The following is a 13658-nucleotide window of genomic DNA, read 5'->3' on the forward strand; positions in this document are numbered from 1 at the left end:
CCACAGGGCCGGAACTGGGCGCCGTCCACAGGCCCCGCCCGTGGGCCCCGTCCATCAGCCCGGCCCCGGACACGGAACCGCGCCCGCCCCGTCCCCGGGCGGGCGCGGTTCACCACATGCCGCTCACATGTGGACCGTGGGGGCGGCGTTGGAGTCGGTCTCCGGGACGCCGTTCCGGTAGAGCAGCAGGGCGAGCACCGCGCCGGCCGCGAAGAAGCCCGCCGACCACCAGTAGGCGGTGGAGTACGACTCCAGGTGGGCCTGCGCCTGGACCAGCTTGTCGGCCGGGTTCTTGCCCACCAGGTAGGAGGTGGCGGCGCTGGCGGCGAGGGTGTTGAGCAGCGCCGTACCGATGGAGCCGCCGACCTGCTGCATGGTGTTGACGGAGGCCGAGGCGACACCGGCGTCGTCGGCGGCCACGCCGCTGGTGGCGAGGCTCATGCCCGAGGCCATCACCAGGCCGATTCCGACGCCGAGGACCAGCAGCGGGGGCAGGACGTGTGCGGCGTAGCTGCTGTCCAGGCCGAGGCCGGTCAGCCAGGCCATGCCGACGGCGCCGAGCGCCATGCCGAGCGCGACCACGATCTTCGGGCCGATCCGCGGGAGCAGGATGCTCGTGGCCATCGTGGCGGCGACCATCAGGGCCGCGACCATCGGCAGGAACGCCAGGCCGGTCTGGACGGCGGAGAAGCCGAGGGTCAGCTGGAGGTAGTAGGTCAGGAAGAGGAACACACCGAACATTCCGGCGCTGACGATCAGCATGACCGCGAAGGACGCGCCGCGGGTGCGGTCCAGCAGCACACGCAGCGGCAGCAGCGGGTGCGAGGCCTTGGTCTGCCACCAGGTGAAGGCGGCGAGCAGCACGGTGCCGGCGGCGAGGAAGCCCCAGGACTGCGGGGAGTCCCAGCCGTGCGACTCGGCGCGGGAGAAGCCGAAGACGACGGCGAAGAGTCCGCCGGTCACCAGGACGGTGCCGGGGATGTCGAGCTTGGCGCCGGCGTCACGGGTGCCGCGCTTGAGCAGGATCCAGCCGCCGACGAGCGGGACGACGGCCAGGGCGAGGTTGACGTAGAGGGTCCAGCGCCAGTCCATGTACTCGGTGAGGAATCCGCCGAGCAGCAGGCCCACGGCCGCGCCGGAACCGGCGATGGCGCCGAAGATGCCGAACGCCTTCGCGCGTTCCTTGGCGTCCGTGAACGTGGTCGTCAGCAGGGAGAGCGCGGCGGGCGCGAGCAGTGCGCCGAAGACACCCTGGAGCGCGCGGCCCACGACCAGCATCTCGAAGCTGGAGGCGGCGCCCGCCAGGGCCGAGGCGACGGCGAAGCCGCCGACGCCCACCAGGAAGGCGAGCTTGCGTCCGAACAGGTCGGCGATCCGGCCGCCGAGCAGCAGCAGACTGCCGAAGGCGAGCGAGTAGGCGGTGACGATCCAGGTGCGGTCGCCGTCGGAGAAGCCGAGGTCCGCCTGGGCGGACGGCAGCGCGATGTTCACGATGGTGGCGTCCAGCGTCACCATCAGCTGGGCGAGCCCGACCAGGGCCAGGATCCACCAGCGACGATCGGGCCCGGCCGCGTCGGTCCGGGTACCGCTCTTGTCGAGCGACGGCGAAGGTGGCGCCGCTTCTGTCTGAGGCTGAGCCATGGTGCGCACTCCAGGGTGGGACGGAACAAGCTGCCGACGGTGCGAAACGAAACCGTTTCGTACGACGAGGCTAGGCGCCTCACCCGCGAAACGCAAACGTTTCGGTATCGACGTGAACAGCGTCACTTTCCGGGTCCGGACTCAACCGTTTGCGGCCCGCCGGGAACACCGTGCAGGCGGGACGCGCTCACCGGCCCCCGCCCGCGTGACCTTCACGGACACAAGGTCGATACTGCGGAATGCGCCCCAATGACGAGATCGCCAGGAGGTACCCCGTGAAGATGCTCATCAACGTGCCGGAGACCGTGGTCGCGGACGCGCTGCGGGGGATGGCCGCCGCGCACCCGGAGTTGATCGTCGACGTGGAGAACCGCGTGATCGTCCGCAAGGACGCTCCCGTCGCCGGGAAGGTCGCCCTGGTCTCCGGCGGCGGATCCGGGCACGAGCCGCTGCACGGCGGTTTCGTGGGTCCCGGGATGCTGTCCGCCGCCTGTCCCGGTGAGGTCTTCACCTCGCCGGTGCCCGACCAGATGGTGCGGGCCGCGGCGGCCGTGGACAGCGGGGCCGGTGTGCTGTTCATCGTGAAGAACTACACGGGCGACGTGCTCAACTTCGACATGGCCGCCGAGCTCGCCGAGGACGAGGGCATCCAGGTCGCGAAGGTGCTCGTCAACGACGACGTCGCGGTCACCGACAGCCTCTACACCGCGGGCCGCCGCGGCACCGGCGCCACCCTGTTCGTCGAGAAGATCGCGGGGGCCGCGGCCGACGAGGGACAGCCGCTGGAGCGGGTCGAGGCGATCGCCCGGCAGGTCAACGAGAACTCCCGCAGCTTCGGTGTCGCGCTCAGCGCCTGTAGCACCCCCGCCAAGGGCAGCCCCACCTTCGACCTGCCGGCCGGCGAGCTGGAGCTGGGTGTCGGCATCCACGGCGAGCCCGGCCGCGAGCGGCGGGCGATGATGACCTCCGGCGAGATCGCCGAGTTCGCGGTGAACGCGATCCTGGCCGACATGACCCCGCGCAACCCGGTCCTGGCCCTGATCAACGGCATGGGTGCCACCCCGCTCCTGGAGCTGTACGGCTTCAACGCCGAGGTGCAGCGGATCCTGGTCGCGCGCGGTGTGCCCGTCGCCCGCACCCTGGTCGGCAACTACGTCACCTCGCTCGACATGGCGGGCGCCTCGGTGACGCTGTGCCAGGTCGACGAGGAGCTGCTGCGGCTGTGGGACGCGCCGGTGCGGACGGCGGGGCTGCGCTGGGGTGTGTGACCCGGGCGGCGCAGGCGGCAACGTACCTACCACGCAAGGAGATCCCGTGCTCGACGCCGACTTCTTCCGCCGCTGGATGACGGCCACGGCCGCGTCCGTGGACCGCGAGGCGGACCGGCTCACCGCCCTCGACTCACCGATCGGCGACGCCGACCACGGCAGCAATCTGCGGCGCGGATTCACCGCGGTGGCCGCCGCGCTGGACGAGGAGGCGCCGGACACCCCCGGCGCGGTGCTGCTGCTCGCCGCCAAGCAGCTCATCTCGAAGGTGGGCGGCGCCTCGGGGCCCCTGTACGGAACGCTGCTGCGGCGCACCGGGAAGGCGCTGGGCGACGCGCCCGAGGTGAGCGAGGAGGAGTTCGCGCGGGCGCTGCGGGAGGGTGTGGAGGCGGTGATGGCGCTGGGTGGTGCCGCGCCCGGCGACAAGACCATGATCGACGCCCTGCTTCCGGCGGTGGACGCGCTGGGCGACTCGTTCGCCGCGGCCCGGACGGCGGCCGAGCAGGGCGCCCTCGCGACAACGCCGTTGCAGGCGCACAAGGGCCGCGCGAGTTATCTGGGCGAGCGCAGCATCGGCCACCAGGACCCGGGCGCCACGTCGTCGTCGCTGCTGATCACGGCCCTGGCGGAGGCACACGGTGAGTGACGTGAAGCCGGTGGGGATCGTGCTGGTGTCGCACAGCGCCCAAGTGGCCGAGTCGGTGGCCGAGTTGGCGAGGGCACTCGCGGGTGGCGGTACGGCGGTGCGGGTCGCGTCCGCGGGTGGTACCGAGGACGGCGGCCTGGGCACCAGCGCCGAACTGATCGCCGCCGCGGCGGCGTCCGTGGACGGCGGCGCCGGGGTCGCGGTCCTGACCGACCTCGGCAGTGCCGTGCTCACGGTGAAGGCGCTGCTCGCCGAGGGCGACGAACTCCCCGCCGGCACAAGGCTGGTGGACGCGCCGTTCGTGGAGGGCGCGGTGGCCGCGGTCGTGACGGCGGCGGCCGGCGCCGACCTCGCCGCGGTGGAGGAGGCGGCGGCGGACGCGTACACGTACCGCAAGGTCTGACTCCATGGGCGGGCCGCCCCTCGTACCACCGGGGGACGGCCCGCCCCGTCACTCGCCGCCCACGAAGGCGCGCGCCGCCCGCTCCCCCACGTCGACCGCGGCGGCGTGGCTCTCGATCGGGTTGGCCACGGTGTCCTTGAAGACGATGTACGTGACGCCGGAGGCCGTTCCGCCGCGGCGCGGGTCCGGATCGATGCCCAGCGCCTCGGCGGTGGCGTAGGACGCCTCGCCGATGATCCCGCTCGGGCCCCGGTCGCCGACGACGGCGTACTGCACCCGGTCGTCGTAGACCACGGCCGCGACGGTCCCGGCCCGTACCCCGTGGTCGCCGTGGTCCCAGATCCGGCTCGGCAGCGGCACCACGATGTACGGCAGTGTCTCGGCGTCGAGATCCCGCCCGTCGGACTGCTGGTAGGCGGTGTGCTGCGAGAAGTACGGGTCGGTACGGCCGTTGCAGCGGGTGCCCGGCCGGCCGTCGCAGTCGATGTCCATGTCCGCCTTCCAGAACACGGCGTCGTCCGTGCCGCAGACCGGGATGTCGGCGCGGGCGCCGGCGTCGCTGCGGTAGTGACCCTTGGACACGGGGGCGCAGTCGCGGACCCGGGCGAGCAGGTCCGCGGCGGGGACGGCGCCCTCGCTCGGGACCGGCCTCACCTGCGGCCGGGGTGGGGCCGACCCGGGCGCGGCGGCGGTGGGGGTCGTCGTCGGGGCGAGCAGGGCGGCGCTCGCGACGACCAGCGTCAGCGACTGGACACGCACGATGAGGGAGCCTCTCCGGTGGGTATCTGACAGGTACTCAGATCATCTGATGCCCATTTTGATCAAGGGGCCACCGAAGTGGGCCGGACGGTACACGTCCGGCGGGTTCGACCGGGGGCGGGGGCCCGAGCCCGTGACGGCTCCGGCCCCCGGCCGCCCGCGCCGGCGCGGGAACAGCGACGACAGCGGCCCGCGCCACGGACATGAACTCGCCCTCACTCCAGGCGAGTTCAGCCGCGAGAGCCTCAGCATACGTAACGCCCGGCGGTACTCACGCACACACCCGGAGCCACTCACCCACGCCCGCCCTCTTGATGTGATCCCGTCACACGCGCATGATTGGTCCGGACCATTGCCGTGTGCAGGGAGGCAGCGCCGTGCGACGAGCCACCGTTCCCGCCGTGCTGACCTGCGGCATGCTGCTGACCCTCACCTCCTGCGCCCTGGGCGCCACGGAGGACGCGGGCGGCGAGCGGCCACCGGGCGCGCCGGCCGGCGTCACCGCCGAGGCCGGCAGCGCCACCAGCGTGCACGTCATGTGGAACCAGGTGTCGGCGAGCCCCCCGATCACCGAGTACGAGGTCTACCGGGGCGGCGACAAGGTCGACGAGGTCCCCGCCGACGACCACATGGTGGACGTCACCCGGCTGAAGCCCTCCACCACCTATGTCTTCACCGTCCGGGCCCGGGACGCCGAGGGCCGGCTGAGCGCGCCGAGCCGCCAGGTCAAGGCGACCACCCCGGCCGCGGTCGCGGCGGACGACTCGCCGCCCACACGCCCCGGGAAGACCACGGGCCGGGCGGCCGGGAACCGGGCGGCCCAGCTGGCGTGGGGCGCGTCCAAGGACAACAAGGACGTGGTGTCGTACGACATCTACCAGGGCGACACGAAGATCCACAGTGTGAGCGGGAACCAGACCGCGGCCGTGGTCACCGGGCTGCGGCCGGGACAGCGCTACTCGTTCACGATCCGGGCGCGCGATGCGGCGGACAACCTCTCGCCCGCCGGGAACGCCGTGGCGCTGACCACCGCGCCCGGCGCCGACGACGGCCGGGACACCGCACCGGCCGACTTCCGCGCGACCACCGTGCGCGCCGACGGGGCCTTCAACATCGAGCTGTCCTGGATGCCGCCACCGGTCGACGGGGTGATCTCGGAGTACCAGATCCAGCTCGACGGACAGCCGGCCACCACACTCGTGTGGGGCGGGAACGCACCCGAGGGCCGGGCGACCTACAGCTTCTACATCAGCCGCGAGTCCGGCGAGACGCACAAGGTGCGCCTGCGCGCCAAGCTCCCGGACGGGACGTGGGGCGGCTACTCGGCCGAGCGGACGGTGACCACGGGCGAGAAGGGGTAGCGGTGATCCCGCGACCCGGATGGCCCGGACGGGGGAACGCGTCACCTGGTCGGGCGCTCCCGGAGTGCGGCGCGCACCGGCTCGGCATTGGCTGCCCCTGAGGCGCACGGGCGACTCCCCGACCCCGGCGGCGCAAGGATGTTCCGCCGACCGTGCCGCCGGAGGACAGATCCATGCGCATCTCCCAGCAAATCCTGCGCTCCGGCCCGATCGTGACAGCCGCCGCCCTTCCCATCGCCCTGACCGGCGGCGGTCCGGCGGCAGCCGCCAACGGGATCTCCGTGAGCACCTCGGGCTCCACGGTCTCGGTCACGACCAGTGCGTGCACCCAGACGAACGGCAGCTGGGGCAACGCCTCGCTGCTCAACAGCAGCCAGGCGAACTTCGCCCAGGGCCGCCAGGTGGCCCTCACCGGCACCTCCAACCTCCAGTCCTCGGCCTGGTCGCAGGTCACCCCCGGTACGTACACCGTCGTGGTGATGTGCTCCAACCAGAACACCGCGGGCACCCAGTCCGTGATCGTCTCGGCGGCCTCCACCCCCACGATCTCCGCGACGGCCTCCCCGTCGCGCGGTGTCATGGGCGGTGTGGGCGGCGGCAGCAAGGACTACGGGACGCTCACGCTGGTGGCGGGCGGTGTGCTCGTGGGCACCGGGGCCATCGCGGCGGGCTGGTTCCTGCGCCGCAGGGCGAAGCCGTACCGGCTCTGACACCGGGCCGGCTCCGACAACCGCACCGGCCTACCGGGGCAGTCGTCCCACTTCCTCCAGGGCGTGGGTGAGCCAGCCCGTCCAGAAGGTCTCCAGGTCGATACCGGCGCGCAGGACCAGATGCTGGATCCGGTCCTGCGCGCTGTCCTTGTCCGGCGGGAAGTCACGCCGCTCGATCTCCTCGTACTCCGCCAACTGCTGCCGGTGGAGCTCCAGATGGCGGCGCAGATCGGCCTCAAGGCCGGCCGTGCCGACCACGGCGGAGGCGCGCAGCCGCAGCAGCAGGGTGTCCCGCAGCGGCTTGGGGTCCTGGGCGGCGGCGGTCCAGCGGGCCAGTTCGGCGCGGCCCGCGGGCAGCACCTCGTAGCTCTTCTTCTGCCCGCGCACGGGCTGTTCGGACGGCAGGGCCCGGATCAGCCCGTCGGACTCCAGTTTTCCCAGCTCGCGATAGATCTGCTGGTGCGTCGCCGACCAGAAGTAGCCGATCGACCGGTCGAAGCGGCGGGTCAGCTCCAGCCCCGAGGACGGCCTTTCGAGCAGGGCGGTGAGGATCGCGTGCGGGAGTGACATGCGGTCATCCTAGGGACGGACGCCGGGGTCACAGGGCCGCGGCGAGTTCCGTGCCCTGCTTGATCGCGCGCTTGGCGTCCAGCTCGGCGGCCACGTCGGCGCCCCCGATGAGGTGGGCGTTGTGCCCGGCGGCGACCAGTTCCTCGTACAGGCCGCGACGCGGTTCCTGTCCCGTGCACAGCACCACGGTGTCGACCTCCAGGACCGTGCTCTCCTCGCCGACGGTGATGTGCAGTCCGGCGTCGTCGATCCGGTCGTAGGTCACGCCGGGGACCATGGTGACGCCGCGGTGCTTCAGTTCGGCGCGGTGGATCCAGCCGGTGGTCTTGCCGAGGCCCGCGCCGACCTTGGTGGTCTTGCGCTGGAGCAGATGGACACTGCGCGACGTGGCCGGGCGCTCGGGTGCCGCGAGTCCGCCGGGACCCGCGTAGGCCATGTCGACGCCCCACTGGCGGAAGTACGCCGCCGGGTCCTCGCTCGTCCTGTCGCCGCCGTCGGTGAGGTACTCGGCCACGTCGAAGCCGATACCGCCGGCGCCGAGGATCGCCACGCGCTCGCCGACCGGCACGGCGTCGCGCAGCACGTCGAGGTAGCCCACGACGCTCGGGTGGTCGACGCCGGGGATCTCGGGGGTGCGCGGGGAGACGCCGGTCGCGACGACCACGTCGTCGTAGCCGGACAGGTCGGCCGCGGTGACGCGGGTGTCGAGGCGTACGTCCACACCGTGGGAGTCCAGCTGGTGGCGGAAGTAGCGCAGGGTCTCGTCGAACTCCTGCTTGCCGGGGACCTTCCGGGCCACGTTGAGCTGGCCGCCGATCTCGCTCGCGGCGTCGAAGAGGGTGACGGCGTGGCCTCGTTCGGCGGCGCTCACCGCGCAGGCGAGCCCCGCGGGGCCGGCGCCGACGACCGCGATCCGCTTGCGGTGCCGGGTCGGGGACAGGACCAGCTCGGTCTCGTGGCAGGCTCGCGGGTTGACCAGGCAAGAGGTGATCTGCCCGCTGAAGGTGTGGTCCAGGCAGGCCTGGTTGCAGCCGATGCAGGTGTTGATCGCCTCCGGTGTCCCGGCGGCGGCCTTCGCGACGAAGTCGGGGTCGGCCAGCATCGGACGGGCCACGGAGACCATGTCGGCATGACCGCCGGCGAGCAACTCCTCGGCCAGGTCGGGGGTGTTGATGCGGTTGGTGGTGACGAGCGGCACGGACACCTCGCCCATCAGCCGCTTGGTGACCCAGGTGTAGGCGCCGCGCGGCACCGAGGTGGCGATGGTCGGGATGCGCGCCTCGTGCCAGCCGATACCGGTGTTGATGATCGTCGCCCCGGCGGCCCCGACGGCCTTCGCGAGGGTGATGACCTCGTCGAGGGTGGAGCCCCCGGGCACCAGGTCCAGCATGGACAGCCGGTAGATGACGACGAAGTCCTCGCCCACCGCCTCGCGGACCCGCCGGACGATCTCGACGGGGAACCGCATCCGGTTCTCGTACGGGCCGCCCCAGCGGTCGGTGCGGTGGTTGGTCTGCGCGGCGATGAACTCGTTGATGAGGTAGCCCTCGGAGCCCATGATCTCGACACCGTCGTAGCCGGCCTGCCGGGCCAGCCGGGCGGTGCGCACATAGTCGTCGATGGTCCGCTCGACCTCGGCGTCGGTCAGTTCGCGGGGCACGAAGGGGCTGATCGGGGCCTGGAGCGGGCTGGGCGCGACCAGGTCCCGGTGGTAGGCATACCGGCCGAAGTGCAGGATCTGGAGGGCGATCCGGCCGCCCTCGCGGTGCACGGCCTCGGTGACCTCGCGGTGCTGCTCCGCCTCGGCGTCGGTGGTGAGCCTGGCGCCGCCCTCGTAGGGCCGCCCCTCGTCATTGGGGGCGATACCGCCGGTGACGATGAGGCCCACTCCCCCGCGGGCGCGGGCGGCGTAGAAGGCCGCCATACGGGCGAACCCGCCCTCGGCCTCCTCCAGTCCGACGTGCATCGAGCCCATGAGGACCCGGTTGGGCAGGGTGGTGAAGCCCAGGTCCAGCGGGGACATCAGGTGCGGGTAACGGCTCATCGGGCCCTCCGTGCGCGGGGTCGGCAGCTCTGTCGCAGAAGCTCCGACCCCGATTGTGCAACAAGTTGCACAACCACGTCGACGTGAGCCCGGCCACTGCGGGCTACCGGTTCTGGGCGCGGCGGTCGCGGACGCTCAGGGCGATGACGGAGACGAGGAACCACACGGCACCGAAGGCGGAGTATCCGGCGAGGCCGGACAGGCCGCTGTCCGGCGCGTCGGACCGGACGGCGAAGGAGGCGCCGGCGAGGACGGAAAGCCCGCCGCTGACGACCATGGGCCACTGGGCGCCGACGGTGCGCCGGCGGCGGAGCGCCACGGTGAGCTGGAGCGCGCCGGACAGCAGGGCCCAGACGCCGAACACGAGCAGGGCCGTTCCGACGGTGGACAGGACCGCGGCGGTCATCCCGGCGGTGGCGACGAGGCCGAGCACCACGTTGGCGGTGCCGACGCGGTCCGTGGCGCCGGTACCGGTCGTGCGGCGCTCGATCAGCGTGGCGACGGCGTCCCACAGGGGGTAGACGACGAGCAGCACGGCCGCGGTCGCCGTGGGCTCGTCCGCCGGTACCAGCGAGCCGGAGGTGGCGAGGACGAGCGCCACCCAGACCAGGGAGAAGACGACCCGGATCAGGTGGAGCGAGCGGATCGCGGAGAGCGTCCCCGACGTCGCGGTGGGGCTCGGAGTCACGGTGGTGTGCGTCATGGGGTGTCCCGTTCGGTGGTCGTGAGGGGGTGAGGCGGTCGCCTCGACGAGGAGTCTCGGCGCCCTCGGGAGGGCCCGCGTACTTCGAACGAAGTAGTTCCGGAATCCGCCCCGGAACGACCGGGCCGCACCGCACCTCCCGCCCGGACCGGGCCCGCCGTCTACATCGTTCGAAGTACACGGCCGCGGCACACGTGGACGAGAATCGGGTCATGGTCAAGGCGCGGAACAACCAGGACGGGCCGGTGGCACCCCTGTGGGTCCGCCGCCCCGAGGCGCTGCACCTCATCGCCTACGCGCTGGCCGCGCTGGCGTTCGCCGGCCAGCTCGTGGCCGTGGCCGTGCGGGGCTCCGACTGGCCGACGGCCCTGTCCGCGCTCCTCGCCGGTGCCGGTGTCGCTCTCTCGTGGTGGCGGCCGTGGGAGGGACTGGCCGTGACGAGCGCGGCGTCCTTCGCCGTCACGGCGGTGGGCGAGGACCCCCTGTCGGTGTGGATGATGGCGGTGCTCGTCCTGTTCTCCGTCACCCTCAGGGGCAAGCAGCCGCTGGCCGCGACGGGCATCGTGGCCGCGTTCTTCCTCGGGGCGTTCATGACGGTGGGCGGATTCCGCGGTGGCGCGGTCGTGGGTGCCGCCGCGCTCTTCTCCGCCACGGCGGGCGGGGCGACGGGGGCCGCGCTGCGGATCCACCGGGAGCACTGGCGGATCCTGGAGGAGCGGGCCGAGACCGCGATCGCCACCCGCGAGATCGAGGCGACCCGACGGGTGACCGAGGAACGGATGCGCATCGCCCGCGACCTCCACGACGTCATCGGCCACCAGGTCGCGATGCTGAGCATGCATCTCGGCGCCGCGGAGATCGGACTGCCCGGGGACGCCGAGTCCTCCCGGCAGGCCCTCGTCTCGGCCAGGTCCAGCGCCCGCACCGTCGTCGTCGAGACACAGCGGATTCTCGCGCTGCTGCGCCTGGGGGACGACAGCTCCGAGACCGAGGCGCTCCGGCCGACCCCGGCGCTCAGCGGCCTGGAGGGCCTGGTCGCGTCGTTCGAGAGCATCGGCCTGGATGTCCGCCCCACACTCGACCTTCCCGCCGGTTTTGTGGAGCCCAGCGTCGGCGTGACGGTCTACCGGGTCGTCCAGGAGGCCCTCACGAACGCCTACCGGCACGGGGAGGGGGCGGCGACGGTGGAGGTGCGCGAGCGCGACGGCAGGATCTGCGTCACCGTGGAGAACCGCGTCGGCCGCGCACCGAACGGCACCGCCGGCCCGGGCAGCGGACTCGGCCTGGTGGGGATGCGCGAACGCGTCGAGTCCTCCAGCGGGCGGCTGACCATCGACAGCGAGGGCGGGCGGTTCCGGGTCCACGCGGAGTTCAGCCCGCTGGGGGCCGTGGTCTCATGACTCGGATTCTGATCGTCGACGACCAGGCCGAGATCAGGGCCGGTATCAGGGCGATGCTCCGGCTCGACCCCGCTCTCGTCGTCGCGGGTGACCTCTCCGACGGGCTCCAGGTCGTCCCCTACCTCAGGGAGCACCCGGTCGACCTGGTCCTGATGGACATCCGGATGCCCGGCATCGACGGGGTCGAGGCCACTCGCCGGATCCGCGCGGAGCACCCGCCGGAGCGGCTGCGGGTGATCGTGCTGACCACCTTCGACCAGGACGAGATCGTGCTCGCGGCCCTGCGCGCGGGCGCCAACGGTTTCCTGAGCAAGACCGTGAGCCCCGCCGAACTCGTCGCCGGCATCGCCGAGGTGGTCGGCGGTGGCGGTGCGCTGTCGGCCGCCGCGACGGCCGCGCTGATCGGCCACATGACCGACAGCCCGCCCCCGGTGATCGACAAGGAGCTGCTACGGCGCTTCGACGCGCTGACGCCCCGGGAGCGGGCGGTGGTGGTGCTCGTCGCCGGCGGGCTCGGCAACGACGAGATCGCCGCCCAGCTGTCCGTGTCGCCGTTCACCGTGAAGACACACGCGGTGCGGGCCATGACGAAGGTCGGCGCACGCGACCGGGCACAGCTCGTCTCGTTCGCCTTCCGGGCCGGCCTCTACCCGTGAGCCCGCCTGGCGGACCCCGGACCGGGCTCCGGACGTCAGCGGCTTTCGAGCAGGACGTGCAGTTCGCGCTCCTGGTCCCCGGAGGCCGAGGACAGGTCGCGTACGGCGAACAGCGAGTCCAGCGTCTCGTGGAGGCGGCCGATGGCCCAGTAGCCGCCCTGTGCGTCGGCCTCGACGCTCGACGCAAGCCGGGCCGGGGTCCCGCAGCTGTGGGTGTCGGTGACCTCGAAAGTGCCGAGCCACACCATGGGGCGGGTCTCGTGGAGCTGTCGCGGCGCGTCCTCGACGGCCCGGTCGGACTCGAAGCACTCGGCCAGCGCGTCGAGCACGATCCGTGCGTCCTCCTTGCTGCATCCGCTGATCTCGAGGGAGACGGACTCCTCGTGCGATCGCTCACGGTCCATCGTGGTCGCTCCTCTCGTGGTGGTGGCGCGCTCCACGGGTTCCCGCGAACCGCGCCACCACCCCAGAAAACCACTACTTTCCGGGGACGCTCCACCGCACGCCGCTCGCCGCCGCCGCACGGCGCCGCGCGGCGGCGGCGGCGCGGTTCAGCCGCGGCTGAACCGGTAGGTCTTGCTGTCCGTGATCACGCAGAAGCCCGGCGACAGGACGATCACGCGCAGGGTGCCGGTACGGCGGTCGTAGTCGATGCCCTCCGACTCGAAGGTGCCCGAGCACGCGCTGCGCAGCGGCAGCTGGCGCAGGGCCGTGACGTGGCCGGACACGTCGGAACCGCCCGGCGTCGCCGACAGGTCGATCTGAAGCAGCGGCTTCGTCATGCCGAAGAGGGTGCCCGCCGGGTCGTCCGAGGAGCACAGCAGGGTCGTGGGTCCGGAGAAGTCGCAGCCCTGGACGTCGCGCACGGCGTGGTCGAGGCGGACCGTGGAGGCCTGCGGGAGGTTCGCCGAGGGCGAGGTGGAGCCGTTCACGCCCGGGGTCGGGAAGACCAGGAAGCGGCTCATCGTGCCGTACTCGCCGGCGAGCATCCACTGGCCGTCGGGCGAGACCGCCACCCAGGAGTTGTTCAGCGCCTCGCCGGCGCTCAGCTGGTGCACGTACTCGGACCAGGCGCCGCCCGGTGCCTGTACGCGGAACATCTTCGCGCTGCCGGAGTCCCGCTGGTACGGCTCGATGTAGTAGCCGTTGTAGGAGGCGTCGGGGTCGCCGACGTGGTTCCAGCCGCGGCCGGACACGTCGGCGGGGATGGTGCCGATGCCGGTGTAGCGATTGGTGCTGCCCGCCGGGACCTCGACGGAGGTCAGGCCCTGGCTCTCGGACAGCGGATCGGCGCGGTCGGAACCGGTCTCGTTCCAGGTGTCGGCGGCCGAGGCGGGCGCGGCGGCGGACAGGACGGCGGCGGTGGCGAGGGCGACGACGCCGGTGAGGACGGCGTGACAACGTTGCCAGGTACGCAGACGCATGGGGGTCCGCTCCTTGGGGTCGGGAGGCGGGGGGACGCGCTCGGCGCACAGTCTGGACCGCCAGGGTGGTCAT

General features: G+C 72.4%; 14 protein-coding genes. 7 read left to right on the plus strand and 7 right to left on the minus strand.

Annotation, left to right across the window (positions count from 1 at the left end; genetic code table 11):
- Positions 1 to 123 precede the first annotated feature (123 nt).
- Complete coding sequence (locus tag ACIQAC_RS22470) at positions 124 to 1641, minus strand: MFS transporter (protein ID WP_402193615.1); 1518 nt, start codon at positions 1639 to 1641, stop codon at positions 124 to 126.
- 275 nt (positions 1642 to 1916) lie between these two features.
- Here ACIQAC_RS22470 and dhaK point away from each other — a divergent pair, with 275 nt between their 5' ends.
- Genes dhaK through ACIQAC_RS22485 form a run of 3 tightly spaced genes read left to right on the plus strand, consistent with a single transcriptional unit; the run spans position 1917 to position 3958 of the window.
- Complete coding sequence (gene dhaK / locus ACIQAC_RS22475) at positions 1917 to 2909, plus strand: dihydroxyacetone kinase subunit DhaK (RefSeq protein WP_402193617.1); 993 nt, start codon at positions 1917 to 1919, stop codon at positions 2907 to 2909.
- Between the two features lie 46 nt (positions 2910 to 2955).
- Positions 2956 to 3555, plus strand: coding sequence for a dihydroxyacetone kinase subunit DhaL (gene dhaL, locus ACIQAC_RS22480; protein WP_402193618.1), 600 nt, complete (start codon positions 2956 to 2958; stop codon positions 3553 to 3555).
- Positions 3548 to 3958 (plus strand): PTS-dependent dihydroxyacetone kinase phosphotransferase subunit DhaM, encoded by a 411-nt coding sequence (locus ACIQAC_RS22485; RefSeq protein ID WP_402193619.1) that lies wholly within the window; start codon positions 3548 to 3550, stop codon positions 3956 to 3958. The genes dhaL and ACIQAC_RS22485 overlap by 8 nt, the downstream gene beginning before the upstream one ends.
- Positions 3959 to 4006: 48 nt before the next feature.
- On the opposite strand, the gene ACIQAC_RS22490 is transcribed toward ACIQAC_RS22485, so the two are convergent.
- A complete protein-coding gene (locus ACIQAC_RS22490) occupies positions 4007 to 4717 on the minus strand; it encodes a glycoside hydrolase family 75 protein (protein ID WP_402193621.1) in 711 nt (236 codons plus the stop codon).
- Positions 4718 to 5094: 377 nt separating this feature from the next.
- Between ACIQAC_RS22490 and ACIQAC_RS22495 the strand changes: the two genes are divergently transcribed.
- Both ACIQAC_RS22495 and ACIQAC_RS22500 read left to right on the plus strand, forming a co-directional pair.
- Positions 5095 to 6078, plus strand: a complete 984-nt coding sequence (locus tag ACIQAC_RS22495) for a fibronectin type III domain-containing protein (RefSeq protein WP_402193623.1) — start codon at positions 5095 to 5097, stop codon at positions 6076 to 6078.
- Positions 6079 to 6251: 173 nt separating this feature from the next.
- Complete coding sequence (locus ACIQAC_RS22500; protein ID WP_402193624.1) at positions 6252 to 6788, plus strand: hypothetical protein; 537 nt, start codon at positions 6252 to 6254, stop codon at positions 6786 to 6788.
- Positions 6789 to 6818: 30 nt separating this feature from the next.
- Here ACIQAC_RS22500 and ACIQAC_RS22505 read toward each other — a convergent pair whose 3' ends face one another.
- The 3 genes from ACIQAC_RS22505 to ACIQAC_RS22515 all read right to left on the minus strand — a co-directional run bounded on the left by ACIQAC_RS22505 (position 6819) and on the right by ACIQAC_RS22515 (position 10105).
- Positions 6819 to 7358 (minus strand): PadR family transcriptional regulator, encoded by a 540-nt coding sequence (locus ACIQAC_RS22505; protein WP_402193626.1) that lies wholly within the window; start codon positions 7356 to 7358, stop codon positions 6819 to 6821.
- Positions 7359 to 7386: 28 nt separating this feature from the next.
- The gene (locus ACIQAC_RS22510) at positions 7387 to 9402 is read right to left on the minus strand and encodes an FAD-dependent oxidoreductase (protein ID WP_402193628.1); all 2016 of its coding nucleotides are present in this window, start codon (positions 9400 to 9402) and stop codon (positions 7387 to 7389) included.
- Between the two features lie 103 nt (positions 9403 to 9505).
- The gene (locus tag ACIQAC_RS22515; RefSeq protein WP_402193630.1) at positions 9506 to 10105 is read right to left on the minus strand and encodes a DUF308 domain-containing protein; all 600 of its coding nucleotides are present in this window, start codon (positions 10103 to 10105) and stop codon (positions 9506 to 9508) included.
- Positions 10106 to 10317: 212 nt separating this feature from the next.
- Between ACIQAC_RS22515 and ACIQAC_RS22520 the strand changes: the two genes are divergently transcribed.
- Entirely contained in the window at positions 10318 to 11505 is a 1188-nt protein-coding gene (locus tag ACIQAC_RS22520; protein WP_402193631.1) for a sensor histidine kinase, read from the plus strand.
- On the plus strand, positions 11502 to 12161 hold the full coding sequence (locus ACIQAC_RS22525) for a response regulator (protein WP_402193632.1): 660 nt from the start codon (positions 11502 to 11504) through the stop codon (positions 12159 to 12161). The genes ACIQAC_RS22520 and ACIQAC_RS22525 overlap by 4 nt, the downstream gene beginning before the upstream one ends.
- A 35-nt stretch (positions 12162 to 12196) precedes the next feature.
- Here ACIQAC_RS22525 and ACIQAC_RS22530 read toward each other — a convergent pair whose 3' ends face one another.
- Together ACIQAC_RS22530 and ACIQAC_RS22535 are read right to left on the minus strand one after the other, a co-directional pair.
- Positions 12197 to 12565 (minus strand): hypothetical protein, encoded by a 369-nt coding sequence (locus ACIQAC_RS22530; protein ID WP_402193633.1) that lies wholly within the window; start codon positions 12563 to 12565, stop codon positions 12197 to 12199.
- A gap of 147 nt (positions 12566 to 12712) precedes the next feature.
- Positions 12713 to 13585: a hypothetical protein gene (locus ACIQAC_RS22535; RefSeq protein WP_402193635.1), complete on the minus strand. Its 873-nt coding sequence runs from the start codon at positions 13583 to 13585 to the stop codon at positions 12713 to 12715.
- Positions 13586 to 13658 lie beyond the last annotated feature (73 nt).

The organism is Streptomyces sp. NPDC088387 (genome assembly GCF_044753385.1).
Lineage (GTDB): Bacteria > Actinomycetota > Actinomycetes > Streptomycetales > Streptomycetaceae > Streptomyces.